Origin of the sequence: Umezawaea sp. (assembly GCF_036375055.1) — a bacterium.
Taxonomy (GTDB): domain Bacteria; phylum Actinomycetota; class Actinomycetes; order Mycobacteriales; family Pseudonocardiaceae; genus Umezawaea.
This window is the reverse complement of record NZ_DASUSQ010000156.1, coordinates 1-24,748: the sequence shown is the minus strand read 5'-3', so window position 1 is coordinate 24,748 and position 24,748 is coordinate 1. Positions and strand designations below refer to the sequence as shown.

Sequence of the window (24,748 nt, the reverse complement as noted above, 5' to 3'; positions counted from 1 at the left end):
TGTGACAGCCGCGCGCCCGTCTGAGTCATATGACCTTGTCGGACGCCCGTGGTTCCAGAGACTGCACAGGCACGACGGCGATCGGTCCCGCCGCGGAGGCGGGGCGCGGGCACCCACCCGGAAATTCGGGAACACGACCTCTGGTTCCCGTGACACCGGGATCGGGAGGCTCGACCACGACCACACCTGCAGACCGGAGGAAGACCGAATGTCCGCACCCACCGAAGACCGAGGTCAGCTGTCGCACCCCGTCCTCGGCGACCTCGCGCAGTGGCACGAGGCGTTCGTCGCCTACGCGGCGGCGGCCCCGACCGGCAACCCGCACTTCCCCAGCTCCCACGTCGTCGGCGCGCCGTTCGACGCGGACCGGGTGCGGGCGGGGCTGAGCTGGTTCGAGGCGACCTACGGGGGACTGGTCGGGCCGGGGCTGCTGCCGGACCTGGCGACCCTGCGCCAAGCCCTCGACCGCTGGAAGCAGGCGGGTGGGCGCACCGCCGACGGCGTGCACCGGCACCCGCACCCGGCCGCGGCGGCGGGCGCGGCCGTCACCCTGACCGGCGGTGGGCTGGCCGGGTCGGTGGAGCTGGCCTACGGGACCGCCGAGACGAACGACGAGGGATCTCCGTGCCACAACTTCTGGCACTGGCTCAACGGCACGTCCTGAACCACCGCGGGGGCGGTGTTCGCGGATTCCCACGAGGGGGGCGCATGTTATCGGGGTCGACGGCGGGAACTCGGAGGGACAGCGGGGCCGTGCTCGGTTCCCGGCTGCTCGCGGCGGGGGCGTTCGCGCTCGTGGCGGGCGCGGTGGTGGTGCACGCGATCACCTCCACCGCGCCCGAGCACCCGCACAACTGGTTCATCGCGGTCGTGTACTGCCTGCTGGGCGAGCGGATCGTGGCCCACGCGCGGCGCAACGCCGTGGGCTGGACGCTGCTCGTGACGGGCGTGTGCGGCGCCGTCGCGGCGGGGGCCGGGGCGTGGCCGGACGAGCGGTGGGCGGCGTGGGTCGGCACCTGGGTGTGGTGGCCCACGTACGCGGCGCTGCCGGTGGTGCTGCTGCTGTTCCCCACCGGACGGCCGCCCGGCCGCTGGTGGTGGGCGGCCGTCGCCGTCGCGGGCGTCGGAGTGGTGCTGCCGCTGGTCGGGCTCGGGTGGGCCTCGTGGGCCGAACCGGCCGCGTTCTGGCGGCAGGTCTCCAGCGGCACCGCTCGGCGCGGTGTCGCGGTCGGGCTGGCGATCACCGGGTTCGCCGCGTTCGGGGCCGCGCTGGCGGCGGCCGTGGCCTCGCTGGTCGTGCGGTGGCGCGGGGCGCGGGGGACGCACCGGTTCGTGGTGGGGTGGGCGCTGGTGGGCACGCTGGTGCTCGTCCCGACGCTGGGTCTGGAACTGCTGTTCGGCTCCGCCTGGGGCGCCTGGCTGGCGGCCGCGGCGGCGTTCCCTGCGGCGCTGGCGGTCGCGATCGTCCGCCACGACCTCTACGACATCGAGCTGGTCATCCACCGCACGCTGCTCTACGGGCTGCTCGGGGCGCTGCTCGTCTGCGCGTACACGGCCGTCGTGCTGGTCACCACCGCGCGCGTGCCCGCCTACCCGACCGTGATCGCCACCGTCGTGGTCGTGGCCGCTCTCGGTCCGCTGCACCAGAAGCTGCGCCGCGCGCTGGAGCGGTGGCTCTACGGCGACCGCTCCGACCCGTACCGCGCGATGGTCGCCCTGAGCCGCACGCTGGCGGAACCGCGCCGCCCGCACGAGCTGCTGCCCGCGCTCGCCGCGTCGGTCGGCCGGTCGCTGAGGCTGCCCTACGTCGAGGTCCAGCTGAGCGCGGACTCCGCGCGGTCGGGCGTCCACGGGCGCTCGTGCGGGTGGGACCGGCTCCAGGTGGACCTGTGGCACGGCGAGCAGCGGGTCGGGGTGCTCGTGGCCGAGGAGCGGGCGGGGGACGAGAAGCTCGGACCGCGGGACCGCCGCCTGCTGGAGCACATGGCGGTCCAGGCCGCCCCCGCCGTGCACGCGGCGCGGCTCGCGCTGGCGCTGCGCGCGGCCGACGCCCGGTTCGAGCAGCGGCGCAGGCAGGAGCTGCACCGGATCGGCAACGACCTGCACGACATCATCGGTCCCAGCGTCGCGGGCATCCACAAGCAGGTGAAGGGCGTGCTCAGGGCGATGAGCGACGACGACGGGAAGGCCCGAAGACGGCTCAGCGACGCCGCCGCCGACCTCGAAACGCTGACCGGGACGGTGCGGGAGGTGGTCCGCTCCACCCACGTCCTCGACCTGCGGCTGGGGCTGGAGCACGCCCTGCACCGCCTGGCCGAGCGCTTCGACGGCGAGACGGCCGTGCGGGTCGTCGCCACCGGCCGGTTCGACGACGTCCCGGCCGAGGTGGAACTGGCCGCCTACCTCGTGATCAGCGAGGCGCTGACGAACGTCGTCCGCCACGCCGAGGCCTCGAACTGCCGCGTCGACGTGGTGGGCACCGCGTGCGGCCTCGACGTGGTCGTCGCCGACGACGGCAGGGGGATGCCGGACGATCCGGTTCCGGGAGTGGGACTGGAATCCATGGAGGAACGCTGCCAGGATCTCGGCGGGGAGTTCCACGTCGAACCGTCGTCCCCCGGTACCCGCATCACGGCGCGCATCCCGTTCGGACGGACCTGACCAGCCCGTGGTGCCGGAACCCCTGCCGCCGTGTCACCGCACTGGGAGCGCACCATGACGCACACCACCGGATACCGGGTCCTGGTCGTTGACGATCACCCGATCTACCTCAGGGGCCTGCGCGACGAGTTCGAGGACGCGGGGGACGTCCACGTGGTCGGCGAGTGCGCGACCGGTGAGGACGCCGTCGCCCTCGCGGAGCGGGAACGCCCCGACGTGGTGCTGGTCGACCTCAGGATCCCGCCCGCCGCGGGCGTGTCCGCGCAGTTCTGCGGGCCGGACGTGATCCGCCGGATCGTCGAGCGGGTTCCGGAGACGAGGGTCCTCGTGCTGTCCATGCACGAGGAGCCGGAGCACGTCCGGGCCGCGCTCGCGGCCGGGGCGCTCGGCTACCTGCGCAAGGAGGAGAAGGAGATCGTGCAGGCGGTGCGCACGGTCGCCGAGGGCAAGATGGTGCTGGACCCGCTCGTCGGCAGGGCCCTCGTCGTCCAGCAGCCGCGCCCGCTCGGCCGCCTGCCGTTCCGCCTCACCGGCGCCGAGGGCCGCATGCTGGAGCTGATGGTCGGAGGGCTGACGAACCCGCAGATCGCCGCGAAACTGAGGATATCGCCCAAGACCGTGGCCAACCGGGTGCTGGAGGTCCAGCACAAGCTCCAGGTCGCCGACCGCGACGGGGTCGTCGAGAAGGCGAGGGAGATCGGCTTCACGGCCGACGGCGGGCACCCGTGAATCCGGGACGAGGCACCGCTTGTTCCTGGGAAGGCGGGAACGAGAACGTTGCCCCATGGTCAACGCACACACGCGGCACCCCGTCTACCGCATCGCGATCGGGGTCGACATGGAGGGCTCGACGAGCCGCAGCAACCGGGAGAAGTCGGTGCTGCGCGGGGTGGTGCACCAGGCGGTCGCGGAATCCCTGGCCGCGCACGGGGTGCACGGCGACGACATCGACCGGTTGGTGGACCTCGGGGACGGCGTGATCGTCCTCATCCGACCGTCCGACCGGGTTCCGAAGACGCTGCTGCTCGAATCGGTCGTGCCCGAGCTGAGCGGCGCGCTCCGCCGCCACAACGAGCAGTTCCCGAACCTGGCCGTCCGGCTGCGGGCGGTGGTGCACGCGGGCGAGGTGCACTTCGACGAGCACGGCCAGTTCGGCGAGCTGCTGGACGTCGCGTGCAGGCTGCTCGACGCGCCCCGGCTGAAGCTCGCGCTGCGGGAGACCAGCGCGCCGCTGGTCCTCGTGGTGTCCGACGACCTCTACTGGTCGGTGGTGCACCACGGCTACGACGGCATCGCGGTGCCGTCGTACGCGCCGCTGGTGAACGTCCGGATCGGGTCCGTGCCGCGCCAGGGCTGGGTGCACGTCCCCGACGAGCCGCGCGCCTGGCCGCACCCCCTGCCGAGCTGACGCGGTCGGTCAGGTGAGGCGGGCGGCCAGCGCCGCGCGCAGGGAGTCCCAGTTCGGGCGGTCGGCCCAGCAGGCGTGCACGACGGCCTCCGCCACCGCGTCGGCCGGGTTCGGCGCGAGGGCGGCCATGGCGGCGGCGTAGGCGTGGGAGCGGGCCACCAGGGCGTGCTCCTCGGTCGTGTCGGCGCGCCTGCGGACCTGCTCGGCTCGCAGGCGCGCGATCGGGTCCACCTCGTCGGGCGGCGTGCACCGGTCCCAGCGCAGCTCCAGGGCCCGGTGGTAGGCCGCGCGGGAGAGGGCGGCCAGGTCGTCGGCCCGCTCGTGCTCCGACGCCGGGTCGGCGCCGGTGGCGGCGCGGGCCCGTGCCGCCACCTCGGAGGCCAGGTCGCGCAGCACGGCCGGGTCGGCCCCCGGCAGGGCGGCGGACACCTCGGGCGCGTTCACGGCCAGCCAGCCCGCCGGGGCCGCCGGTCCGGCGGGGTCGACGACGGCGGTCGGGTGCGCCGCCGCGGCCCAGTCGGCGTCCAGCCGCACGCCGGAGACCCGTTCGACGAACGCCAGCGCGGACGCGCACAGGACGGTCGCGTCCTCGAAGTCGAGACCGTCCAGCAGCGGCGCCAGCGGACCAGGGGGCGGGTCGCCGCCGATGGTGAACTCGTAGGACCCCACGACGGCGCCGTCCCGCGCCAGGGCGAGCGCGCTGTCGAAGTCGACGTTCCAGTAGGCGCTGGCGGCGACCGAGCCCTCCGACAGGCGGGCCAGCGTGCGGGGGACCGCGCCGCGGAAGCCGTTGTTCTCCACCAGGACGACCCAGCCGTCGTGCTCGCTCACCACCACGAGCGGCAGCTGGTCGGGGAAGGCGTTGGTGGTGGCCGCGCCCGCGTCCGCGAGCGTCGTCGGCCGGGTGGTCCCGGCCGCGTCGAACCGGGCCAGGGCCTCGGCGGTGGACAGGCCGCGCACCGCCGTGAGGCACAGCGCGTCGGACGGCAGGGCGCCGGAGGCCAGCAACTCGGCGTAGTGCTCGACCGCGGGGACCGGTGACGGCATGGTGACGACCTTTCCACGAACGGGCCGCCGGGTCCCGGCGGAACCCGGCGGCCCGTCTCGATCAGGGCTGGATCCACACCAGGTACGGATCACCGTCCAGCACGCGCTTGGACGAGTAGAACGCGCCGAGCGCGGCCCCGCCGTTGCGGTTGTCCGTGGCGTCGATCATGCAGGACGACCAGCCGGTGGGACCGGTGACACCGGTCGGAACGCCCCAGGCGGTGTCCATGTGGCACCAGGCGGTGTTCGGCGGCGCGAACGTGCGCGCGGTGCCCTTGGGCGTCTGGGTCGACGCCCCCTGCTTCGTCGAGCGGAACGGGTACTCGTCGCACGACCTGCCCTGCGGTCGCGCCCACCCCGCCGGGCAGGCGGTGCGGCCGTTGCTCGCCTTGTCCGTCGCGTTCGTGATGCGGTTGAGCACGGCGCCGTTCGGGTACGCCCCCGGCAGCCCGCTCTGCTGGGCGGCCTCGATGTGCGTGGCCAGCGTCGGGTAGAAGCCGGTCTTCGAGTAGACCATCACCGGCAGGATGCCGAGGAAGACGCAGCCCGCGCCCGCCGCCGCGACGGCGAACGCCGGATCGCCGGAGTTGTTCTCGTTGTCCCCGATGGCGTTGTCGCACCGCACGGTCGGCAGGTCGACGTACAGGCTGTTCGTCGGCGGGAACCCGGCGTAGGTCAGCCAGTACTCCCACTGCCCCTCGGCGAGCCCGACCTCGCCCAGCTCGCTGGACGTCGAGGTGTTGTACGCCTCCCCGTCGTTGGCGACGTCGGTGGCGAAGTTGCCGGGACGCAGGCCGGTGTCGGTGTCCTGCTTGCACTCCCCGCCGCACGTCGAGAAGCCCGACACGGTCGCCGCGCCGTTGCCCGCCGCGGTGCCCCAGTACTTCTCCACGCGGATCTGGTGCGCCCACGTGTCCAGGTCCGCGCTGGTGTACGCGAAGTTGATCTCCAACCACTGCGCCTGCCCGAGCAGCCGCACCGGCACGCCGTTCTGGTACAGCCACAGGTTGACCAGCCCGTCGGCGATGCTGCACATCTCCGTGCGGGTGCCCCACCACCCGTCGAAGGCGTGGTCGAAGCACCAGTCCGGTGGTTCGAGGTAGTCCCGCGCCGTCGGCCCGGCCGCGCGCGCCGAGGCGAGCGCGCCGTCCCGCGCCGCCGAGGGCGTGCCCCTCTCCGTCACGACGGCGCACGACACGGCCTTCGCGCCGACGTGCTCCGCGCCGTACTCGGCGCCCACGGGCTCAGCCGACTCGGCCGCCGCCGCCAGCGCGGCCGGTGAACAGCCCTCCGAGCGGGTCGCGACGCCACCCAGCCTCACCGGCGGCACCGGCGTCGCCCTGCCCTCGGCCTCGTCCAGCACCGCGGACGACGTGACCTGCGCCGGTCTGACCAGTGGACCGCCCGCCGACGCCCCCGGCGCGACGAGCCCCCCGCAGAGCAGCGCCACCCCCGTGAGAACGACCAGTGCCCTTCTTCTCAGTGTTCTCGACACGTTTCCCCCACATCGCGGAACAACGGCGCCGCGCGCACCCCGCGCGCGGCGGCGCTCCGACGGGTCGACGGCGACCGATACGCGCGCTGCGCCACCACCCGAGCCTGCCGAGGGCACGAGGTGCCCGAACGTCAGCCGTCACGTGGTCGAGAAAGAAGAGGACACCCTGTGCGGACAACCCCGCGGTGCCGAACCCCCCGGTTCCACCCCCATCGATAACGCGCTCAAAACCTATCGATCCCGTTCGCCCGGTCGCAATACTCCGGTCGGGTAACCCGAGGAACGGCGCGGTGGCAGGAAATCGTCCACTGTGGACGGTGCTCCGGGACGTCGCCCGCCCGTCGGGCGCAGCGCCGCGAACCACGGGTTCGGGCGCGCCACCGGTTCGGGCTCGGCGGCGGCGCGGTGGTGGCGGAGGGAGTCGACGCCCGCCGCGCGCGCGGCGGCGAGGTCGGCGCCCGTGCTCCCGACGAACACGCACGACCCCTTCGGCACGGCACCGCTGTGCACCGCCGAGCTGATCAGGTCCGACACGGGCGGCGGACCGGCGTGGTCCGACTCGACCCGGCCGACCACGTGCCGCACGTGCTCGTCCAGCCCGTGCAGCACGAGGAACGCCCGGATCGCCTCGACGTCCAGCGCGCCGACCACGGTGATCCGACCCCCGGCCGCGGCCACCGCGGCGAAGGCCTCGCGCACCCCGGCCGCGACCCGTGCCGCGGCCACCGCCCCGTGCTCGATCCGCCGCCACTGCGCGTACACCGCCCGCCTGGTGGCGGGCCCGATCGACCCCGCGTGCGCGAGCACCGCGTACGGGTCCCCGGTCCGCAGCACCCGGCGCGGCAACCGGTCCTCGGCCAGCAGCACCCGCAGCCGTTCGGCCACCGACCGCACCGGCAGCTCCTCGGCCACCGGACCGTCCAACGCCACCAGCACGTGATCGCGTTCCACGAGCAGGTCTCCAGCACCCACGACGTCCCCCTCCGATCGGTCGGAGGACCAGGATGTCGTGAACCGGGCGGTCGTGGGGGTGGAGTCCGCTCCGCCCCGGTCCGGCGGTCGGGGGATCGTTCCAGCGCCGCGCGCTCACCAGCGTTCCCACCACGACGAACACCGGGAGGACCTCGCGCGAGCAGCGGCAGCGCTTCCCGCCGCGGACCGCCCTCGTGGTGAGCGGGCCCGCACCGCGGCGACGTCCCTGCCGGGCGGGTCCGCGCGGAAGATCCACAGTGGACCGGTCCTCGCGTTCTCGACCGCGTCCCGCCTGATCGGTCCCGGCCCGCTCGGTGACCCTGGGTCTCGATGGACGTCGTGATGTCATACGAACGTGTGGTTTGCGGTCCGTTCTCCCTCGGCTGCCCCACGATGGCGTGAGCGCGCCCGCGACCTGTCCGCGAGCATCGGGGCCGCGACCGAACGTGATCCGGGAGGTGCGCGTGGCCAGAACGGCGTGGGACGCGGAGTTGGAGCGCTTGGCCGCCGTGCGGTCGCTGAAGCTGCTCGACACGCCCGCCGAGGAGCGGTTCGACCGGATCACCAGGTTCGCCCAGCACGTGTTCGACGTGCCGATCGTGCTGGTGTCGCTGGTGGACCTCGACCGGCAGTGGTTCAAGTCGAGCCAGGGCATGGACACCCGCGAGGGGCCGCGCAGCGAGTCGTTCTGCTCCAGGGCGATCGAGAGCGCGGACCTGATGGAGGTCCCGGACGCCACGTGCGACGCGCGCTTCGCCGACAACCCCGTGGTGCTGGGCCCGCCGCACATCCGGTTCTACGCGGGCCAGCCGGTCAGGGGCCCGTCGGGGCACCGGGTGGGCACGCTGTGCCTGATCGACCGGCGGCCCCGCGAGCTGGGCGTCGAGGACCGGCAGCGGCTGCGCGACCTCGGGAGCTGGGTCGAGGTGGAGTACGCCGTGGCGGCGGCCGAGCGGGACCGCGCGCTGGCGCGGGACGTGCGCGCCGAGTTCATCTCGGTGATCAGCCACGAGCTGCGCACCCCGCTGACCTCGATCCACGGGTCGCTGGAGCTGGTGGGGTCGGGCCGGTTCGGCACGCTCGACCAGCGCGCGGCGCGGCTGGTGTCGATCGCGGCGAAGAACACCGACCGGCTCATCCGGCTGTCCAACGACGTGCTGGACCTGACGCGGTTGCAGAGCGGGCTGCGGCTGACGCTGGCCGACGTGGACGTGGCCGAGGCGGTCGAGAACGCGGTGCACGCCGTCGAGGGCGTTGCCGACCGGACCGGCGTGTCGCTGGAGGCGGACTGCGCGGCGTGCCCCGTGCGGGGCGACCTCGACAAGCTGGTGCAGGTGTTCACGAACCTGCTGGCCAACGCGGTGGAGTTCGCGCCGGCGGGCAGCACCGTCCTGGTGAGCTGCGCCCGCGCGGGCGACCGCGTCGAGGTGGCGGTCCGGGATCGGGGACCGGGGGTGCCGCGGCACGACGTCGACCGCATCTTCGATCCGTTCGTGCAGCTCGAAGGGGCGAGCGCACGCGGGGTCGGGCTCGGGCTGTCGATCACCCGAGGCATCGCCGAGGCCCACGGCGGCAGCGTCGCGGTCCGCTCGACGGTGGGGGAGGGCAGCACGTTCACCGTGGTGCTGCCGGTGGCCGGACCCGCCACCGACCGGCCCTGGTGGTAGGCCTCAGGCCACCCAGTCCAGCAGGGCGGCCAGGTCGTCGGCGATCCGCAGCGGGTCGAACGGCTTGCGCAGCACGGCCAGCGCGCCCAGCCCTCGCAGCTCATCCTCCAGGTCCGGGGCGGCGGTGATGAACACGACCGGGAGCGAGCCGAACCGCACGGCCTCCCGCAGCGCGCGCAGGGTGCGGCGACCGTCCAGCCCCGGCATCTCCACGTCCAGCAGCACCGCGTCGACCCCTCCGGCCAGGCACCGGCGCAGCGCCTCCTCCCCGCCGCTCGCCGTCTCCACCAGCCACTCGTCCCGGAAGCCCAGCGACAGGCTGAGCACCTCCAGCACGTCGGGGTCGTCGTCCACGACCAGCAGGGTCCTCATCGCGCGTCCCGGTTCACCCGGTAGCCGACGCCGCGCACGGTGGCGATGAACCCGGTCGCGCCCGCGCTCGCGAGCTTGCGCCGCAGGTTGGACAGGTGCACGTCCACCGCGTGGTCGTCGGCGAGCCACGGCTCGCCCCAGGCGCGCTGCCGGAGCTGGTCGCGGGTGCGCACCAGGCGCACGTTCTCGGTCAGCAGGTCCAGCAGCGCGAACTCCAGCCGGGTGAGCGCCACGTGCGCCCCGTCCACGGTGACCTCGTGCGCCGCCACGTCGATCCGCACCGGTCCGACGACCCGCTCGGTCGGGAGCGGTGCGGCCGGGGCGTCGCCCAGCGCCTTCGGCCTGCGCAGCATGGCCTGGATCCTGGCCACGAGCTCGCGCGGCGAGAAGGGCTTGGTCAGGTAGTCGTCGGCCCCGGCGGAGAGCCCGACGAGCTTGTCGACCTCGTCCGCCCTGGCCGTCAGCATCAGCACGTAGGCGTGGGAGAAGTCGCGCAGCCGCGAGCACACCTCCAGCCCGCTCGGGCCGGGGATGTTGAGGTCCAGCACCACCACGTCGGGCCGCCAGGCGCGCAGCTCCAGCAGCGCGCCGTGGCCGTCGCCCGCGGTGCGCACGTCGAAGCAGGCCTCGGTCAACGCCATCTCGACGATCTCGCGGATGCTCTCGGTGTCCTCCACGACCAGTACCCTCGTCATGGGCTGGATTGTGCCCAGACCGCTCGGCCCCGGCAGGGCCGGAGAACCGGTCACCTCCGGTCCCGCAGCGCGCGCTTCGCCGCCACGAGCACGCAGAGGCCCGCGAACGCGATCAGCGCCACCTCGACCGGGGCGTGCCGTCCGAGCAGCGCGACCCGGCCGATCCAGGGCACGTCGCCGAGCACGACGGGCACGGTCGCCGAGGTGATGCGCAGCCGCTGGGGGTCGACGTCGGTGTTGTTGTCGCCCTTGGTGCGCAGCAGCGGCTCGCCGCGGGACAGGTCCACCTCGACGACCCGGTGCGCGAACCGCTCACCGGGGGCGTCCGGCCGGGGCAGCACCACGACGTCGCCGACTTCAACCGATCGAGCGTCGATCGGACGGGTGGCGAGCAGGGCTCCGGGGTCGAACGCGGGGGACATGCTCGGCGAGAGCACCGGCGCGAAGCCGACCCGGAAGCCGACCACGAGCACCGCGCAGGCGACCGCGGCCAGCGCGAGCACCGCGAGGACGGCACCGGGGAGGCGTCGGGGGAGCCGCGACGACGTGCGCGCGGCCGTGGAGCGGGTCGCGGCGTGGGCTGCGGGCATGGGTTCCCCTAGGAGTTGGTGGTGGTGGCGGCGCGGACGTGCGCGCCGTTGGCGACGGAGACGCCGACGGTGGCGTTGGTGGTGCCGCTGAGGGCCCCGGTGAGGCTGATCCGGATGCCGAGCTGACCGCCGACCGCGAGGGCCGTGGCGGGCGATCCGGTCCCCGCGGCGGAGGTGACCAGGGTGGTCACCGTCCCGGCGCAGGTGTTCGCGGTGGTGTTCCACGCGGCGCCGACGCACGCGTCCACCCGCACCGGGCTCGCCAGCAGGCCGTTGACCGACGCGGTGTAGGTCTGGCCGGTCAGCGCCGCCGTGCCGGTGTTGCGGACGCTGCCGAACCGCGGTGCGCGGTCGCCGATCACCGCCCACCCCGCGGTGAGGGGCCTGCCGGTCTGGGCGACCCCCGAGCCGTCGACCAGCACGGCCGACCAGGAGAGGCTGGTGGCGCCGACGGGGGGACCGGCGCTCGCGGCGCCCGCCCCCGCGGTGGCGGTGGCGGGGACGGCCGCGACCAGCGCGACCGCCGTCCCGACCACCGCCGCGACCCGCTTCGACATCGGCCTTCTCCCTGGGAGTCGTGGATCAGGAGTTGGTGGTGGTGGCCGTGCGCTGGGTCTCGGCGAAGGTGTAGGTCAGGTTCGCGGTCAGCCCCTGGATCGTCGCGGCGGGCAGGACCCCGTTGACCGTGGTCTCGGTCTGGTCGGGCAGCTGCACCGAGATCTGGAGGCGCTGCACGGCGCCCGCGGCGACCACGCCGGGGATCAGCGACTGCGCGCTCGCCAGCGTGCTCAGCGGGACCGGGCCCAGCAGCGTCGTCGCGCTTCCGCCGCACAGGCCGGTCGCGGGGGTCCACGTGCCGTTCGCGCACTGCCGCACGGTGACGCGCAGCGCCCTCGTGGTGGCGCCGTCGGTGACCAGGCCCGCCGAGCCGGTCGCCGCCACCTGGAGCGTCAGCGCCTGGGCGTCCAGCGTGCCGCCGCTGGTGAGGTCGACGTACCGGTTGACCACGTCACCGGGGGCCATGTTGGCGATGGCCTGGTCGAACCCGGAGCCGTTGGCCGCCATCGCCAGCTTCAGCGTGCCGGTGGTCACCTGCTCGGGCGTCCCGTTGGCCGTCGTCGCGCTCAGGGTGGCCCAGACGCCGCCGCCGACCGCGACGACGGCGGACACCGCGATCGCGGCGAGCGCGATCGGCCGCCAGGGGGAGCGGCGGCGGTGGGGAACGGGGAGGGCGTGGTTCGGCATGGCGCGTCCTTGTCCGGTGTGCACCGCCTGTCGCGGTGCGGTGGAGCGAGGATCGACGGCGGACCTCTGGCCTCCCTCCGCCGTTCCTCAAGCTCCCGTCAAGTTCCCGCCGCCGCGGTCGCCTGTGGACGGTGGACCGAGGCCGGACAACTCCGAGTACCGCTCCCTCACGGGGTGATCCCCCTATCCGGTGATCTCGCCGCCGAATCCCGGCGAAGCTCCGACACGTCGAACTCGATCATGAGACGGTGCCGGGGTGAACAGGGCATTGGGGCGACTCGCCATTCTCACCGCATCCGCGGCCATCGTGTTCGGCGCCACCGCGGGTACCGCGTCAGCGGTGCCCTGGGTCTTCATCGGCAGCTACCCCACGGAGGCGCAGTGCCTCGTGGCCGCTGACGCGTGGGCCAGCAGCGACGTGCGCACCCGGTGCCAGTACACGCAGTCGGACGGCTGGCACCTCTACGCGTACTCGATCGGGGGCTGATCCCGACCGCCGCGGCCGGGTCGCCGTCGACGACACCGACCCGACCGCGGCCGACCGTTCGGCTCCACTGTGGACCACGGCGTCCCCTGTCCCCTGTGGACGTCGGGTGGGCGCGGTCGAGCCGGGTACCCCTCTGACGACCCCGCGGACGGCGGGGACGTCCGTGACGAGCGCGCGGCACTCCTCGACCACGTGGTCCCTCTTGACTGAATGTTCGGTAATGTGGGGGGATGGCGCGACCACCTTCCATCGACGAGGCCGAACTGCTGGACGCGCTCATCGCGGTGTTCCGGGACAAGGGGTTCGACGGCACCGCGATCGGCGACCTGTCGGCGGCCTCGGGGTTGCGGCGGGCGAGCCTCTACCACCGCTACCCCGACGGCAAGGAGGGCATGGCGGAGGCGGTCCTGGCCGAGGTCGGGCGGCGGTTCCGGTGGATCCTGCGACCGATGGGCGAGGACGAGGACCTCGCGCGGGGGATGGACGAGACCGCGCGCAGGCTCGGTGACTTCTACGGCGCCGGTGCGCTGTCGTGCGTGCTGGACACGATGACGCTGGCGGGCGCGCCGGAGAAGGTCCGCGACCAGGCGAGGGCGCTCGCGAAGACCTGGATCGACGTGATGGCCGACGCGTCGCGGCGCGCGGGGCGCGCGCCGGACGAGGCGGTGCGCGCGGCCAGGGACGCGTTCCTCCGCATCGAGGGTGCGCTGGTGCTGGCCAGGGTGCTGGGCGACACCAGCGCCTTCGTCGAGAGCGTGGCGCTGATGCCGAGCATCCTGGCGCCGGGGCCCGCGGAGCGCTGATCCCGGCCCCCTGGTGGGGTCGGACGGTCCGGCAGCAGCCTAGGCGCGCCGTGCGGGAAGCGGGTGACCGTGGACACCTTGAAGTTTACCGTACGTTCGGTAATTATGGTGGGCGTTGGCCTTCCGAACAGCGAGGAGCGCGCGTCCATGAGCAGCAAGACCGCCGTAGTGGTGCTGTCCGACCCGTCCACCGGCACCGACGAGGCCCTGGGCCGCGTCGTCAACGCGCTCGCCGCCGCCCGGGAGTTCGCGCAGGGCGGTGAGGCGCTCGTGCTCTTCCAGGGCGCGGGCACCCGCTGGCCCGCCGTGCCGGCGGACCCGGCCCACCCGGCGCACGAGCTGCACACCGCGATGAGGCAGCAGGTCGCCACGGTGGCGTCCGGCGGCTGCGCGACCGCCTTCGGCGCGACCGGGGGCGTCGAGGCCGAGGACGTCAAGCAGGTCAGCCAGAACCAGGCGCCCGGCACCGCCGGTGTCGCGAGCATCGGTGAACTGGTGCGGTCCGGCTACCACGTCCTGACCTTCTGACGCCGTGGCCGACCTCGTCGACCGGCTCGCCTTCCACCCCGGCGAGCGCGAAGCGCAACGGGTGGCCGGAACCTCCGAGATGGCGGAGAGGGTCCGGCCCATCATCTCGGACGCCATCCCCCGCGGGGCGTTCGACTTCCTCGTGCGCCGGCGGATGCTGGTGCTCGGCGCCCGGGACCGCGACGGGCGGCCCTGGGCCACCGCCCTGGTGGGGCCGGAGGGGTTCCTCTCGGCGGCCGACCCGCACACGCTGCGGGTCGACGCCACCCCGGTGCCCACCGACCCGCTGGCGGACGTCCTGCGGGACGAGGTGGACGTCGGCACCCTCGCCATCGACCTGCTGATGCGCAAGCGGTTGCGGGTCAACGGGCGGTGGCGGCCGACGCCGCGCGGCGGCGAGGTGGAGGTGCACCAGGCGTTCGGCAACTGCCCCAAGTACATCCAGGCCCGCGTCATGACCGGGGAACCCGCGGCCTCCCACCCCGTCGTGCGCCGCGCCGACCGGCTCGACACGAGCCGGTCGGTCCTCGTGTCGACCGCCGACACGTTCTTCATCGCGACGGCGGCCGACGTCGGCGCGGACGTCTCGCACCGCGGCGGCAACCCCGGTTTCGTCCAGGTCGTCTCGCCCACCGAGCTGTCCTGGCCGGACTACGCGGGCAACGCGATGATGATGACCGCGGGCAACCTCGGGGTGAACCCGTCGGCGGGACTGCTGTTCCCGGACTGGGAGTCCGGGGCGACCCTCCAGCTGACGGGCGCGGCGCGGGTGCGCGAGGCCGTCGAACGGGGGAGCGGGCCCGCCAACGGCCTGGAGACCGTCTTCCGCGTCACCGAGGCGGTCTGGACCGAGAACGCCTTCCCCCCGGCCTGGACAGCGCCCGCGTACTCGCGCTTCAACTGACCGCCCCCGACCCGAGGGGGCGGTGCGATGAGCACGCCGTCAGGACTTGCCGCGGAAGAAGGCGCGGATGTCGTTCGCGAGCAGCGTCGGCACCTCCATCGCGGGGAAGTGGCCGCCCTCGGTGAACTCGCTCCAGTGGTCGACCGCCCTCCACGGGTCCACCACGCGGCGCACGAGCGGGTGGGTGTCGAACACGGCCCACCCGGACGGCACGTCGGAGGCCATGGCCAGGGCGAGTCCGGAGTGCTCGGACTCGTAGTAGAACTGCGCGCTCGACGCGCCGCTGCGGGTGAACCAGTACAGGCTGGTGTTGGTGAGGAGCTGGTCGCGGTCGACCGACTCGTCCGGCGTCCGGTAGCCGCCGCCGGACCTGGTCCTGAACTTCTCGGCGATCCACGCGAGCTGGCCGACCGGCGAGTCGGTGAGCGCCGCGCCGATCGTGTCGGGCCGGTGGTCCTGCAACCGGAGGTACCCGTGGTCGGCCGCGTCCTCGGCGCGCACCGCCTCGATCCGGGCGGTCTCGTCATCGGACAGGCCTTCGGGGTAGGGGAACTTGACGCCGAGCAACCCGAGCAACCGGGGGTCGCTGCCGATGTGCGTGCCGATGACGCGCTCCGGGTGGACGGCCGCGAGGCGGCCGGTGGTGCCCGCGCCGATGTCGGTGCCGTGGGCCGCGAACCGCTCGTAGCCGAGACGCGTCATGATCTCGGCGTAGGCGTCCGCCGTGCGCGCCAGCTCCCAGCCGGTCCCCGACAGCGGGGTGGAGAACCCGAAGCCGGGCAGGGACGGGACGACCACGTGGAACTCGTCGGTCAGCAGGGGGATGAGCCGCTGGTAGTCGACGAACGACCCCGGCCAGCCGTGGTTCAGGATCAGCGGGGTGGCCTCCGGGTTCGCGGACCGGACGTGGACGACGTGGAACGTCTGGCCGTCGACGACCGTCGTGACCTGCCCGTGCTCGTTGAGCTTCTCCTCCTGCGCCCGCCAGTCGAACCCGTCGCGCCAGTACTCGGCGAGCTCCTCCAGGTACACCGGCGGGATGCCGCGGCTGAAGTCGGTGCGGTCGTCCCGGCCCGGCACGGGGATCGGCAGGCGCGTGCGGGCCAGCCGGTCGCGCAGGTCGTCGACGTCCGCCTGCGGGACGGCGACGCGGAACGGCGTGAGTGCGGTGTTCTCGTTCATGACGTCGACGCTCCCAGGCAATGCGGCAGGATCCCTTCCGCGATTCCCGGGATGATCGAGACATGGTGGAGACCTCGGCCCGGCTGCTCCGACTGCTGTCGCTGCTCCAGCTCAAGCGCGACTGGACGAGCTCCGAACTCGCGGGCAGGCTCGGCGTGAGCACGAGGACCGTGCGCGCCGACATCGGCAAGCTGCGGTCGCTGGGGTACCCCGTGGATGCGCGCCCCGGCGTCTCGGGCGGGTACCGGCTGGCCGCCGGGACGGCGATGCCCCCGCTGCTGCTCGATGACGACGAGGCCGTCGCCGTCGCGGTCGGACTGGGCGCGGTCGCGACCCAGGGGCTCGGGGTCGAGGAGACGTCCCTCACCGCGCTCGCGAAGCTGGAGCAGGTGCTGCCCTCGCGCCTGCGCCGCCGTGTGGAGGCGGTGCGCGAGGCGACGAGCGTCGTCCAGGGGGCCGGACCGCCGCTCGACCTCTCCGTCCTCGGCGCGGTCGCCGCCGCGATCCGCGGCCGCGAACGGCTCCGGTTCGGCTACACGAAGCCGGGGGACGACGAGGGGTCGCGCCACGCCGAACCGCACCGGCTGGTGACCTGGGGAGCGCTCTGGTACCTGCTCGCGTGGGACCTCGACCGTGACGACTGGCGGGTCTTCCGCGTCGACCGCATGGCTCCGCGCGCACCGACGGGGGCGCGGTTCCGACCGCGACAGATCCCGGGGGACAGCGCCGTCGAGCACGTCGTCAGCCGCGTCAGCAGGGGAGCCTGGAGGTACCGCGCCCGCGTACTCGTGCACGCTCCCGCCGCGGAGGTCGCGGCGAGGATCCACATCCCGGTCGACGTCGAGGCGGTCGACGAGTCCACGTGCCGCGTCGAACTGGGCGCCGACGACCCGGACCGCCTCGCGCTGTGGATGGCGCAGCTCGACGTCGACGTCGAGGTGGTCGACGGGGACGAGCTGGCGGCGGCGTTCGACCGCCTCGCGACGAGGTTCCGCCGCGCGGCGGGCGGCGCGTCCGCGTGAATCCCGGCGCTCGCGGGCCCACCGTCCTCGGGGAGTGCCACGACCACGCGTGGTCCTGCGGCGACTCGCGGTACCGGGTCGCTGGTCCAGTCCGGTCGCATCCGGCGTCCCGACCTCACACGCGGGCTCGCCGCACCAGCCGGAGCAGGGCGCCCACGGCCAGGACGGCGGCGCCGATGAGGACCGAGTCGACCGGCAGCGCGGCGGCCAGGACGAGACAGCCGAGCAGGCCTGTCGCGGGCACGACCCGTGGCGGGCGACCCTCGTCGGCGCGCAGCGTCCACGCGGAGGCGTTGGCGATCGCGTAGTAGACCAGCACCGCGAAGGAGGAGAACCCGATGGCGCCGCGCAGGTCCACCACGGCAGCGAGAACCGCGACGGTGGCACCGACGGCGATCTCGGCGTGGTGGGGCACCTGGTGGCGGGGGTGGACGGCGGTGAGGGTGCGTGGGAGGTGGCCGTCGCGGGCCATCGCCAGGGTGGTTCGGGAGACGCCGAGGATCAGGGCGAGCAGCGAACCGAGCGCGGCGACCACGGCGCCGACGCGGATCACGGGCACCAGCCACGGCCACGGCGCTGCCGCGGAGGCGAGCGGGTCCGGGGTGACGGCCAGCGCGGCCGGTCCGAGCGCGGCGAGCGTGGCGACGGCGACGGCCGTGTAGACGACGAGCGTGATGGCGAGGGCGAGCGGAACGGCGCGGGGGATGGTGCGCGCCGGATCGCGGACCTCCTCACCCAAGGTCGCGACGCGGGCGTACCCGGCGAAGGCGAAGAACAGCAGACCTGCCGACTGCACCACGCCGAACGTGCTCGTCGTGCCCGGTGTCCACGCCAGGTTCGCGGTGTGGCCGCCAGTCGCGGCCGCGGTGACGGCGAGGACCAGCACGACCAGGACCACCGCGACCATCGCGCGGGTGGCCGCGATCGACTTCCGGACGCCGAAGCAGGTGACGGTGGTCAGCGCGAGGACGGCGAGGACGGCCACGGCGGCGCGCACCGGCCTGGCGGCATCGGGCAGTGCGTAGGTGGCGACGGTGAGGGCCATCGCCGCGCAGGACGCCGTCTTGCCGACGATGAAGCCCCACCCGGCGAGGTGACCCCAGAACGGGCCGAGGCGTTCGCGTCCGTAGACGTACGTTCCTCCCGACGACGGGTAGCGGGCAGCGAGCCGTGCCGTCGACGTCGCGTTGCAGTAGGCGACGACGGCGGCGATGGCGAGCCCGGCGAGCAACCCGGCCCCCGCGGCGCGGGCCGCGGGAGCGAGGGCGGCGAAGACGCCCGCGCCGATCATGGAGCCCAGACCGATGGTCACCGCGTCGCCGGTGCCCAGTCGACGAGCCAGTCGAGGAGGTGTCACGTTCGCGTCCTTCGCTTGGACGTGCTGGTGGCGGAGGTTCCCATTGTCCGGTGGGACGGTGTCCGGACGCCGATGGTGGAGACCGTCCCGGATCCCGAGTTCGTGACCGGGGTGTAGCGGTGACCGGGGGCGGACCAGCGTGCGTCCAGGCCCACCGCGACCGGGCTCGGGAGCGTCCCGCCGACTGACCCACCTGCTTCACGCACGTGATCGACCTCCACGGGGTTCGGCTGTACCGACACTGTCGGTGGGAGCTGGTTGACTAGCCGAATGTTCGAAACCCCCGACGAACTCCGCAGCCTCCAGGTCCTGCTCGACACGTCCTTGGCCGGCTCCAGCAGCCACCTCAAATCGATCATCCGGCCAGGTGAGAGCACCTTGGACGCCGAGCAGGTCGTGCGGGTCTGCCAGGGCATGCGCACCCTGGCGATCGCCACGGTCACCCGGCGCGGTGAGCCACGCATCAGCGGCGCCGACGGGCACCTCCTGCACGGCCGCTGGATCGTCGGCACCCACCGCCAGGCCGCCAAAGCCCGTCATCTCGCGGCGCGGCCCGGCATCAGCGCGACCTACATGCGCGGCGAGCAGCTCGGCATCTTCACGCACGGGCACGCCGTTCCGCTGAACCCCGAGGGGACGAGCGGCGACCCGACCTGGCCGGCGATCCGCGACTACCTCGTCACCCACTACGACGGCGACGGCGAAGACCCGTTCTGGGACGAGAACATCTGGTACCGCATCGACCCCAGCTGGATGGTCGCCTACAGCACCGACCCCGTCGGGCTGCTCGACCAGCACCCGTCAGCCTGACGGCCGCCATCTTCGGCATCCGCCTGCTCGCCTTGCCGTGGACCGGATTTCTCCTCGGTAGCCGAGGTGTGCGCGCACCGTCGCTCCCACGAGCGAACAGCGGAAGCCGCGAACGAGCGCTGGAACCCGGCGTGCCCGACGAGGCGATCCTGAACCGGCTCAAGCGCCACCGGGCGGCGGCCACTCGCTACGACAAGCTGATTCCGCCCTGTCGTTGGAGAAGAAGGGCGCGACGGCGCTCCTCGGGGACCTCGACTCGCTCCGCCGCGGGGAAGCACCTCGGGTTCGTCGGCGACTTCTCCGCCATGTCCATGGCCGCTTCCAGCGCGCTCACGCGGGAGAGCCTGTCCTGGGAGCCGACCGGGCCGACGCTGGCCGAGGACGTCGGGTCCGGCGCCTGCGGCACGGCCTGAGCGCCGATCGGGATCAGTCGGGGATGCCGATGGTCGTGGCCACCCGGCCCATCTGGTACCCGAAGTAGGCCTCGCGGGCTTCCACGACGTTGTTGAGCTGGCCGAAGAGTTCGAAGCTGACGGCGCCGAAGAGCTGGATCCAGCCCATGCCGCCGCGGGCCAGGAGTTCCTCCGGCAGGCCCGGAACGGTCCGGTCGCGCAGGCGGGCCATGTCGGCGTGCAGGACCGTGGGCAGGTGGTCGGTCGCGGTGGAGAAACCCGCGTCGTAGCTGTCCTTGAGGACGTTGATCAGGGCCAGCGGGGTCCTGGAAGCGGCGGCGATCGTGTCCTCCGGCGCGTGGTACTCGGGGACCGGGCTGCCGAACAGGAGCGCGTACTCCGACGGGTTCGCCAGGGCCCAGGTGCGGACGGCGTGGCAGATCGCCAGCCAGCGCCCGCGCAGGGCCGTGCGGTCGGCGACCGAGGTGTCGCCCGCCTCGGCCGCGGCGCCCAGGGAGTTGTACGCGTCGACGATCAGGGCGGTCAGCAGGGCGTCGCGGCTGGGGAAGTAGCGGTACAGGGCGGAGGACACCATGCCCATGTCCCTGGCCACGGCGCGGAGGGAGAGGTTCGCGCCGTCCGTCGCCAGGTGGCGGCGAGCGGTCGTCTTGATCTCCTCGGTCATTTCGGCCCGGACACGGGCGCGGAGGGAGCCTGCTGACATGACGAGATTGTCGCACGAGACAGAGAGCACTGCTCTCGGAAAGTGTGCTCTACTTAGAGAGCACTGCTCTTTCTCCGAGGAGGATCCCAATGTCGTTGCACGTGGTCGTCGGCTCCGGACCGGTCGGCTCCGGTACCGCCCTGCTGCTCGCGTCGCGTGGTGACCAGGTGCGGGTGGTCAGCCGGAGCGGCGGCGGGCCCGAACACCCGAACGTCGAACGGGTCGCCGCCGACGCCGGGGACGCCGGTCGGCTCAGCGCGCTGGCCGAGGGCGCGGTCGCGCTCTACAACTGCGTCAACCCGGCGTACCACCGGTGGCTCACGGACTGGCCGCCGATCGCGTCGGCGCTGCTCACGGCCGCCGAGCGGTCCGGTGCGGTGTACGTGATGACCGGCAGCCTGTACGGGTACGGCGAGGTGGACGGTCCGATGACCGCGTCCACGCCGCTCGCCGCGACCCACCCGAAGCTGAAGCTGAAGGCGGACATGTGGCGCGCCGCGCTCGCCGCCCACGAGGCGGGCCGGATCCGGGCGACCGAGGTCCGGGGCAGCGACTACATCGAGGCCAACTCGATCTTCTCCTTCGGCCTCGGCGCGCCGCTGCTCGCCGGGAAGCGGGCGTGGTCGCCCACGCCGCTGGACGTGTCGCACAGCTGGACGTCGATCAGCGACGTGGCGGCGGTGCTGACCACCGTCGCCACCGACGAGCGGGCGTGGGGCAGGGCGTGGCCCGTGCCCACCGAGCCGCCGCTGACGGTGCGCGAACTCGCCACCCGGTTCACCGCCGTCGCCGGTGTCGGCGAACCGAAGCTCAGCAGGATCCCGGCCCCGGTGCTGGGCGCCATCGGCCTGTTCTCGCCGATGGTGAAGGAGTTGCGCACCACGGCGTACCAGTTCACCCGGCCCTTCGTCCTCGACTCCTCCGAGTCCACGGAGGTGTTCGGGCTCAAGCCGCGACCGATCGACGACTCGCTGCGCGAGGCGGTCCGTTCCCTCTCCGAGGGGTGAGCCCTTGCCCCGCGGCACGGCGGGCGAACACGATGGTTCCGTCGGGTTCGTCCGCCAGGCCGGGGAGTCGCGCACATGACCACTTCTCCCGTCGAGACCGAACACCTCGACGTCCTGATCATCGGCGCCGGGATCTCCGGTATCGGTGCGGCGTACTACCTCCAGCGCGACCACCCGAACCGCGACTACGCGATCCTCGAAGCCCGCGCGGCCACCGGTGGGACCTGGGACCTGTTCCGCTACCCCGGAATCCGCTCCGACTCCGATCTGCACACCTTCGGCTACGAGTTCAAGCCGTGGCGGGACGAGCGGGCCATCGCGAGCGCCGACAAGATCCTCGACTACCTGCGCGAGACCGCCGCGGAGCACGGCATCGACCGGAAGGTCCGCTTCCGGCACCACGTGCTCGGCGTGACGTGGTCCAGCTCCGACGCGAGGTGGACCGTGGAGGTCGAGCGCGCCGACGTCGGTGACGTGGTGGCGTTCACGGCGACCTGGTTGTTCTTCGCCACGGGCTACTACCGCTACGACAAGGGCTTCTCACCGGATCTTCCGGGCCGGGAGAACTTCGCCGGACCCGTGGTGCACCCCCAGCACTGGCCGGAGGACCTGGACTGCGCGGGGAAGCGCGTCGTCGTGATCGGCAGCGGTGCCACCGCCGTCACCGTGGTTCCGGCCCTCGCCGCCACCGCGGCTCACGTCACGATGCTCCAGCGCACCCCGAGCTACGTCCTCCCCGTGCCGTCGAAGGACGCCATCGGCAACAGGCTGCGCGCCCTGCTCGGCGAGGAACGCGCGTACCGGGTCATCCGGCGCAAGAACATCGCCCAGCAGCGGGCGATCTGGTGGCTGTGCCAGAGGTTCCCGCGTCCGGCCCGCGCGGTGATCCGCCGGATCAACGCCACGCTGCTGCCCGCGGGCTACCCGGTCGACGAGCACTTCAACCCGCCGTACGGCCCGTGGGACCAACGCCTCTGCGTGGCACCCGACGGTGACCTGTTCAAGGTGATCCGCGAGGGCGACGCGTCGGTGGTCACCGACCGGATCGCCGGGTTCACCGAATCGGGCGTGCTGCTGGAATCCGGCCGCGAACTCGGGGCGGACGTGGTCGTCACGGCGACCGGGTTGACCGTGCGACCGTTCGGCGGGATCGCCGTCACCGTCGACGACGTGCCGGTCCGGTTGGCGGACACCGTGGCGTACAAGGGGATGATGCTGTCCGGCGTGCCCAACCTGGCCTTCGCGGTCGGCTACACCGCGTCGTCGTGGACGCTCAAGGTCGGTCTCCTGTGCGAGTACTTCTGCCGGCTGCTGGCGCACATGGACGCGCACGGGTACGAGGTCTGCGTCCCGGCGGTCCCCGACGCGGCCATGCCGAAACGACCGTTCCTCGACCTGGCGTCCGGGTACGTCCAGCGCGCGCTCGACCAGCTGCCGAGCCAGGGCGACCGGAAACCCTGGCTGACGTCCATGGACTACCACGCCGACGTCAAGCTCCTGCGCCGATCTCCCGTCCAGGACGCGGACCTGGCCTTCTCGCGGGTGAACGGGAGCGGGGCCGGGCGGGCCGCCCGGCCCCGTCCGCCTGCACGGGAGAGGTGACCCGGTCGTCCGCCGGGGCCGGGGACGTCCTGAGGGAGAGGGGGCCGTGGGGGTGCCACGGACCGGGGGTGTCGTCGCTCGCCCGTGTCGGGAACGCCCCGCCTGCGTGGGAAGGGAGTGGTGGTCGGCAGGGCGTGCCCGGCATCCGGTCCGGGGGAACGCCCAGCGCGCGCAGGAGGCCGTCCAGCACGTAGCCGGCGTCCGGGGCGGTGCCGGTCAACGGGCGCAGGTCGGCGTGCAGCTGGCCGTCGACCACGTCAGTGGCCACGCGGTGGGCGTGGTGCGGTGCGAAGTCGCCCTTGCCGACGCCCACCGGACCGGTGATCACCACGGGCGCCGCGGCCGGGGTGCGGAGGCGGTGAGTTCTGCGATGAAGGAATTTGATCATGGTTCTCCCGGCCCCATCGTCCTAAGGGAGTGTTATGACCAGGCACGATTCTGACCTGCGACGACTCGTGGCGCCAAGTCGCTGACCTGCTGGTTTTATCCGGTTGCATCCGGCTGGAACTGGTCGTTTTTGGACCTGCGACGGCCTGTGGACGGCCTGATCTTGGTCCGTTGAAGCGTGAGCCTTTACCGAGAAGTTCGCATGACCGTGCGCCTAGATCTGGATGCCGCTGCTTGGGAGTTACTCGGAAGGCGGCATTCGATGCTTGATCGCCTGCGGTCTGGCTGGATCTCGTGTCCGTGCTGACTTCGTTGCGGAAGTCCGCCTCAACGTGAACCGCGTGTGTTGCTTGCCGCTGAAGGGATCTGTGGTCGGACTGTTCGTCGTTTACCTTCTGTGGCGACTCGGACCGGAGCCTTAGTGGGCATGCGCTATGCGGCCGTGGCGGACGTCAACGAGCACGGTCAGTGGCATGTGCGGACGTTCGGTTGCTCTCGAACCGGCGATATCCGCAGTTGTGCGTTGTGCTGGGCGGTGGGGTCGATTGTCGTGACGATCGGCTAGACAGGCTGGCCATTGAGTTGTGAGGTGAAGGTTGGTCGGCTCCGAGGCTAATGGTGTGCCAGGCCCAGTCACTCAGAACAGCACGGCCTCGGATGGAGGGCAGAACTATCACGCGGGGCGGGATCTCACGCTCCACACCTCGCCGGTCGTGCCGCGAATGGAATCGGTACCTTCGGTCTCGGGTGTTGGTCGTCGGCCAGCGGGTTCGGTTGTGTTCGTGGGCCGCGTGGGCGAGTTGGCGCGGTTGGACGCCGCTGTCGCGGGTTCGGGTGGTCGTGCGGTGGTGGTGGCGGTGCATGGTCTGGGCGGGATGGGCAAGTCGACATTGGCGGCCCGGTTTGCCGAGTTACATGCGGACCGGTTTTCGCCGGTGTGGTGGGTGACGGCGGATTCGCTGGCGGCGGTCGAAGCGGGGGTGGCGGACTTGGCCGTGGCGATGGCGCCGCAGGCCGCGGCCTTGTCGGTGGAGCAGCGAGTGGAGTTGGGTGTTCGGTGGCTGGCTGGTCACGACGGGTGGTTGTTGGTGTTGGACAACCTGAGCACTCCGGCGGATGCGGTCGGAGTGTTGGAACGGGTGCGGACGGGAACGGTAGTGGTGACCAGCCGCAAGGCCAGCGGGTGGCGCGGTGTTCCCACCGTGGCGCTGGACGTGCTGTCTGCCAACGAAGCTGCGGATCTGGTGAACGGGTCTGCTGCACCGATAGGTGACATCTGAGGTGGCTAGCCGTGAGGCTGGCCTGGGAGGATGTCGTTGTGCCCAAGCCCTACCCCCAGGAGTTCCGCGACGATGTCGTGCGGGTCGCTCGTGATCGCGAGCCCGGTGTGA

25 protein-coding genes are annotated in these 24,748 nt (G+C 72.9%); 14 read left to right on the top strand and 11 right to left on the bottom strand.

The genetic code is table 11. The annotated features are described in order from the left end of the window. The first annotated feature begins 208 nt into the window (after positions 1 to 208). The 4 genes from VFZ92_RS37660 (at position 209) to VFZ92_RS37645 (ending at position 4,069) form a co-directional block, all read left to right on the top strand. On the top strand, positions 209 to 664 hold the full coding sequence (locus VFZ92_RS37660; protein ID WP_330882025.1) for a hypothetical protein: 456 nt from the start codon (positions 209 to 211) through the stop codon (positions 662 to 664). 89 nt (positions 665 to 753) lie between these two features. Next, a complete protein-coding gene (locus tag VFZ92_RS37655; RefSeq protein ID WP_330882023.1) occupies positions 754 to 2,661 on the top strand; it encodes a sensor histidine kinase in 1,908 nt (635 codons plus the stop codon). A gap of 54 nt (positions 2,662 to 2,715) precedes the next feature. After that, a complete protein-coding gene (locus VFZ92_RS37650; protein WP_330882021.1) occupies positions 2,716 to 3,390 on the top strand; it encodes a response regulator transcription factor in 675 nt (224 codons plus the stop codon). A 55-nt stretch (positions 3,391 to 3,445) separates the two neighbouring features. After that, positions 3,446 to 4,069, top strand: a complete 624-nt coding sequence (locus VFZ92_RS37645; protein ID WP_330882019.1) for a hypothetical protein — start codon at positions 3,446 to 3,448, stop codon at positions 4,067 to 4,069. Between the two features lie 9 nt (positions 4,070 to 4,078). On the opposite strand, the gene VFZ92_RS37640 is transcribed toward VFZ92_RS37645, so the two are convergent. From VFZ92_RS37640 to VFZ92_RS37630, 3 genes are all read right to left on the bottom strand, one after another. Beyond that, positions 4,079 to 5,116 (bottom strand): DUF6461 domain-containing protein, encoded by a 1,038-nt coding sequence (locus VFZ92_RS37640; RefSeq protein WP_330882017.1) that lies wholly within the window; start codon positions 5,114 to 5,116, stop codon positions 4,079 to 4,081. A gap of 61 nt (positions 5,117 to 5,177) precedes the next feature. Then, positions 5,178 to 6,611: a NucA/NucB deoxyribonuclease domain-containing protein gene (locus tag VFZ92_RS37635; protein ID WP_330882015.1), complete on the bottom strand. Its 1,434-nt coding sequence runs from the start codon at positions 6,609 to 6,611 to the stop codon at positions 5,178 to 5,180. Positions 6,612 to 6,842: 231 nt separating this feature from the next. Beyond that, positions 6,843 to 7,583, bottom strand: a complete 741-nt coding sequence (locus VFZ92_RS37630; RefSeq protein ID WP_330882013.1) for an HAD hydrolase-like protein — start codon at positions 7,581 to 7,583, stop codon at positions 6,843 to 6,845. A 464-nt stretch (positions 7,584 to 8,047) separates the two neighbouring features. Between VFZ92_RS37630 and VFZ92_RS37625 the strand changes: the two genes are divergently transcribed. After that, positions 8,048 to 9,250 (top strand): GAF domain-containing sensor histidine kinase, encoded by a 1,203-nt coding sequence (locus tag VFZ92_RS37625; RefSeq protein ID WP_330882011.1) that lies wholly within the window; start codon positions 8,048 to 8,050, stop codon positions 9,248 to 9,250. 3 nt (positions 9,251 to 9,253) lie between these two features. On the opposite strand, the gene VFZ92_RS37620 is transcribed toward VFZ92_RS37625, so the two are convergent. The 5 genes from VFZ92_RS37620 to VFZ92_RS37600 are packed head-to-tail and all read right to left on the bottom strand — an operon-like array spanning position 9,254 to position 12,152. Beyond that, a complete protein-coding gene (locus VFZ92_RS37620) occupies positions 9,254 to 9,622 on the bottom strand; it encodes a response regulator (RefSeq protein ID WP_330882009.1) in 369 nt (122 codons plus the stop codon). Then, entirely contained in the window at positions 9,619 to 10,317 is a 699-nt protein-coding gene (locus VFZ92_RS37615; RefSeq protein ID WP_330882007.1) for a response regulator transcription factor, read from the bottom strand. The genes VFZ92_RS37620 and VFZ92_RS37615 overlap by 4 nt, the downstream gene beginning before the upstream one ends. Before the next feature lie 50 nt (positions 10,318 to 10,367). Continuing rightward, entirely contained in the window at positions 10,368 to 10,907 is a 540-nt protein-coding gene (locus VFZ92_RS37610; protein ID WP_330882005.1) for a signal peptidase I, read from the bottom strand. A gap of 8 nt (positions 10,908 to 10,915) precedes the next feature. Further along, positions 10,916 to 11,464 carry a hypothetical protein gene (locus VFZ92_RS37605; protein ID WP_330882003.1) on the bottom strand — a complete coding sequence of 183 codons (549 nt, stop codon included), beginning with the start codon at positions 11,462 to 11,464 and terminating at the stop codon, positions 10,916 to 10,918. Positions 11,465 to 11,489: 25 nt separating this feature from the next. Beyond that, a complete protein-coding gene (locus tag VFZ92_RS37600) occupies positions 11,490 to 12,152 on the bottom strand; it encodes a TasA family protein (RefSeq protein WP_330882001.1) in 663 nt (220 codons plus the stop codon). Positions 12,153 to 12,492: 340 nt separating this feature from the next. On the opposite strand from VFZ92_RS37600, the gene VFZ92_RS37595 reads away from it, so the two are divergent. From VFZ92_RS37595 to VFZ92_RS37580, 4 genes are all read left to right on the top strand, one after another. Continuing rightward, positions 12,493 to 12,639, top strand: a complete 147-nt coding sequence (locus VFZ92_RS37595; protein WP_330881999.1) for a hypothetical protein — start codon at positions 12,493 to 12,495, stop codon at positions 12,637 to 12,639. Positions 12,640 to 12,869: 230 nt separating this feature from the next. Then, positions 12,870 to 13,442 (top strand): helix-turn-helix domain-containing protein, encoded by a 573-nt coding sequence (locus tag VFZ92_RS37590; protein WP_330881997.1) that lies wholly within the window; start codon positions 12,870 to 12,872, stop codon positions 13,440 to 13,442. Between the two features lie 147 nt (positions 13,443 to 13,589). After that, positions 13,590 to 13,970 carry a hypothetical protein gene (locus VFZ92_RS37585; protein WP_330881995.1) on the top strand — a complete coding sequence of 127 codons (381 nt, stop codon included), beginning with the start codon at positions 13,590 to 13,592 and terminating at the stop codon, positions 13,968 to 13,970. A gap of 4 nt (positions 13,971 to 13,974) precedes the next feature. Next, positions 13,975 to 14,874: a pyridoxamine 5'-phosphate oxidase family protein gene (locus VFZ92_RS37580; protein WP_330881993.1), complete on the top strand. Its 900-nt coding sequence runs from the start codon at positions 13,975 to 13,977 to the stop codon at positions 14,872 to 14,874. Between the two features lie 39 nt (positions 14,875 to 14,913). On the opposite strand, the gene VFZ92_RS37575 is transcribed toward VFZ92_RS37580, so the two are convergent. Continuing rightward, positions 14,914 to 16,056 (bottom strand): epoxide hydrolase family protein, encoded by a 1,143-nt coding sequence (locus VFZ92_RS37575; protein WP_330881991.1) that lies wholly within the window; start codon positions 16,054 to 16,056, stop codon positions 14,914 to 14,916. A gap of 62 nt (positions 16,057 to 16,118) precedes the next feature. Here VFZ92_RS37575 and VFZ92_RS37570 point away from each other — a divergent pair, with 62 nt between their 5' ends. Next, positions 16,119 to 17,078, top strand: a complete 960-nt coding sequence (locus tag VFZ92_RS37570) for a helix-turn-helix transcriptional regulator (RefSeq protein WP_330881989.1) — start codon at positions 16,119 to 16,121, stop codon at positions 17,076 to 17,078. 115 nt (positions 17,079 to 17,193) lie between these two features. Here the strand turns inward: VFZ92_RS37570 and VFZ92_RS37565 are convergent, their stop codons facing one another. Continuing rightward, a complete protein-coding gene (locus tag VFZ92_RS37565; protein ID WP_330881987.1) occupies positions 17,194 to 18,435 on the bottom strand; it encodes an APC family permease in 1,242 nt (413 codons plus the stop codon). A gap of 270 nt (positions 18,436 to 18,705) precedes the next feature. On the opposite strand from VFZ92_RS37565, the gene VFZ92_RS37560 reads away from it, so the two are divergent. Continuing rightward, complete coding sequence (locus tag VFZ92_RS37560; protein WP_330881985.1) at positions 18,706 to 19,245, top strand: pyridoxamine 5'-phosphate oxidase family protein; 540 nt, start codon at positions 18,706 to 18,708, stop codon at positions 19,243 to 19,245. Positions 19,246 to 19,671: 426 nt separating this feature from the next. Here the strand turns inward: VFZ92_RS37560 and VFZ92_RS37555 are convergent, their stop codons facing one another. Next, complete coding sequence (locus tag VFZ92_RS37555) at positions 19,672 to 20,361, bottom strand: TetR/AcrR family transcriptional regulator (protein ID WP_330881983.1); 690 nt, start codon at positions 20,359 to 20,361, stop codon at positions 19,672 to 19,674. Positions 20,362 to 20,450: 89 nt separating this feature from the next. On the opposite strand from VFZ92_RS37555, the gene VFZ92_RS37550 reads away from it, so the two are divergent. The 3 genes from VFZ92_RS37550 to VFZ92_RS37540 all read left to right on the top strand — a co-directional run bounded on the left by VFZ92_RS37550 (position 20,451) and on the right by VFZ92_RS37540 (position 24,637). Beyond that, on the top strand, positions 20,451 to 21,368 hold the full coding sequence (locus tag VFZ92_RS37550) for an NAD-dependent epimerase (RefSeq protein ID WP_330881981.1): 918 nt from the start codon (positions 20,451 to 20,453) through the stop codon (positions 21,366 to 21,368). 75 nt (positions 21,369 to 21,443) lie between these two features. After that, on the top strand, positions 21,444 to 22,970 hold the full coding sequence (locus tag VFZ92_RS37545; protein WP_330881979.1) for an NAD(P)/FAD-dependent oxidoreductase: 1,527 nt from the start codon (positions 21,444 to 21,446) through the stop codon (positions 22,968 to 22,970). Between the two features lie 1,178 nt (positions 22,971 to 24,148). Beyond that, positions 24,149 to 24,637 carry a hypothetical protein gene (locus VFZ92_RS37540; protein ID WP_330881978.1) on the top strand — a complete coding sequence of 163 codons (489 nt, stop codon included), beginning with the start codon at positions 24,149 to 24,151 and terminating at the stop codon, positions 24,635 to 24,637. Positions 24,638 to 24,748 lie beyond the last annotated feature (111 nt).

Coding starts and splice junctions, on each gene's coding strand:
- VFZ92_RS37650 (WP_330882021.1), top strand. CDS start 2,716: ATGACGCACACCACCGGATACCGGGTCCTGGTCGTTGACGATCACCCG.
- VFZ92_RS37585 (WP_330881995.1), top strand. CDS start 13,590: ATGAGCAGCAAGACCGCCGTAGTGGTGCTGTCCGACCCGTCCACCGGC.
- VFZ92_RS37610 (WP_330882005.1), bottom strand. CDS start 10,907: ATGCCCGCAGCCCACGCCGCGACCCGCTCCACGGCCGCGCGCACGTCG.
- VFZ92_RS37545 (WP_330881979.1), top strand. CDS start 21,444: ATGACCACTTCTCCCGTCGAGACCGAACACCTCGACGTCCTGATCATC.
- VFZ92_RS37600 (WP_330882001.1), bottom strand. CDS start 12,152: ATGCCGAACCACGCCCTCCCCGTTCCCCACCGCCGCCGCTCCCCCTGG.
- VFZ92_RS37660 (WP_330882025.1), top strand. CDS start 209: ATGTCCGCACCCACCGAAGACCGAGGTCAGCTGTCGCACCCCGTCCTC.
- VFZ92_RS37555 (WP_330881983.1), bottom strand. CDS start 20,361: ATGTCAGCAGGCTCCCTCCGCGCCCGTGTCCGGGCCGAAATGACCGAG.
- VFZ92_RS37605 (WP_330882003.1), bottom strand. CDS start 11,464: ATGTCGAAGCGGGTCGCGGCGGTGGTCGGGACGGCGGTCGCGCTGGTC.
- VFZ92_RS37575 (WP_330881991.1), bottom strand. CDS start 16,056: ATGAACGAGAACACCGCACTCACGCCGTTCCGCGTCGCCGTCCCGCAG.
- VFZ92_RS37560 (WP_330881985.1), top strand. CDS start 18,706: ATGTTCGAAACCCCCGACGAACTCCGCAGCCTCCAGGTCCTGCTCGAC.
- VFZ92_RS37615 (WP_330882007.1), bottom strand. CDS start 10,317: ATGACGAGGGTACTGGTCGTGGAGGACACCGAGAGCATCCGCGAGATC.
- VFZ92_RS37645 (WP_330882019.1), top strand. CDS start 3,446: ATGGTCAACGCACACACGCGGCACCCCGTCTACCGCATCGCGATCGGG.
- VFZ92_RS37570 (WP_330881989.1), top strand. CDS start 16,119: ATGGTGGAGACCTCGGCCCGGCTGCTCCGACTGCTGTCGCTGCTCCAG.
- VFZ92_RS37640 (WP_330882017.1), bottom strand. CDS start 5,116: ATGCCGTCACCGGTCCCCGCGGTCGAGCACTACGCCGAGTTGCTGGCC.
- VFZ92_RS37550 (WP_330881981.1), top strand. CDS start 20,451: ATGTCGTTGCACGTGGTCGTCGGCTCCGGACCGGTCGGCTCCGGTACC.
- VFZ92_RS37590 (WP_330881997.1), top strand. CDS start 12,870: ATGGCGCGACCACCTTCCATCGACGAGGCCGAACTGCTGGACGCGCTC.
- VFZ92_RS37620 (WP_330882009.1), bottom strand. CDS start 9,622: ATGAGGACCCTGCTGGTCGTGGACGACGACCCCGACGTGCTGGAGGTG.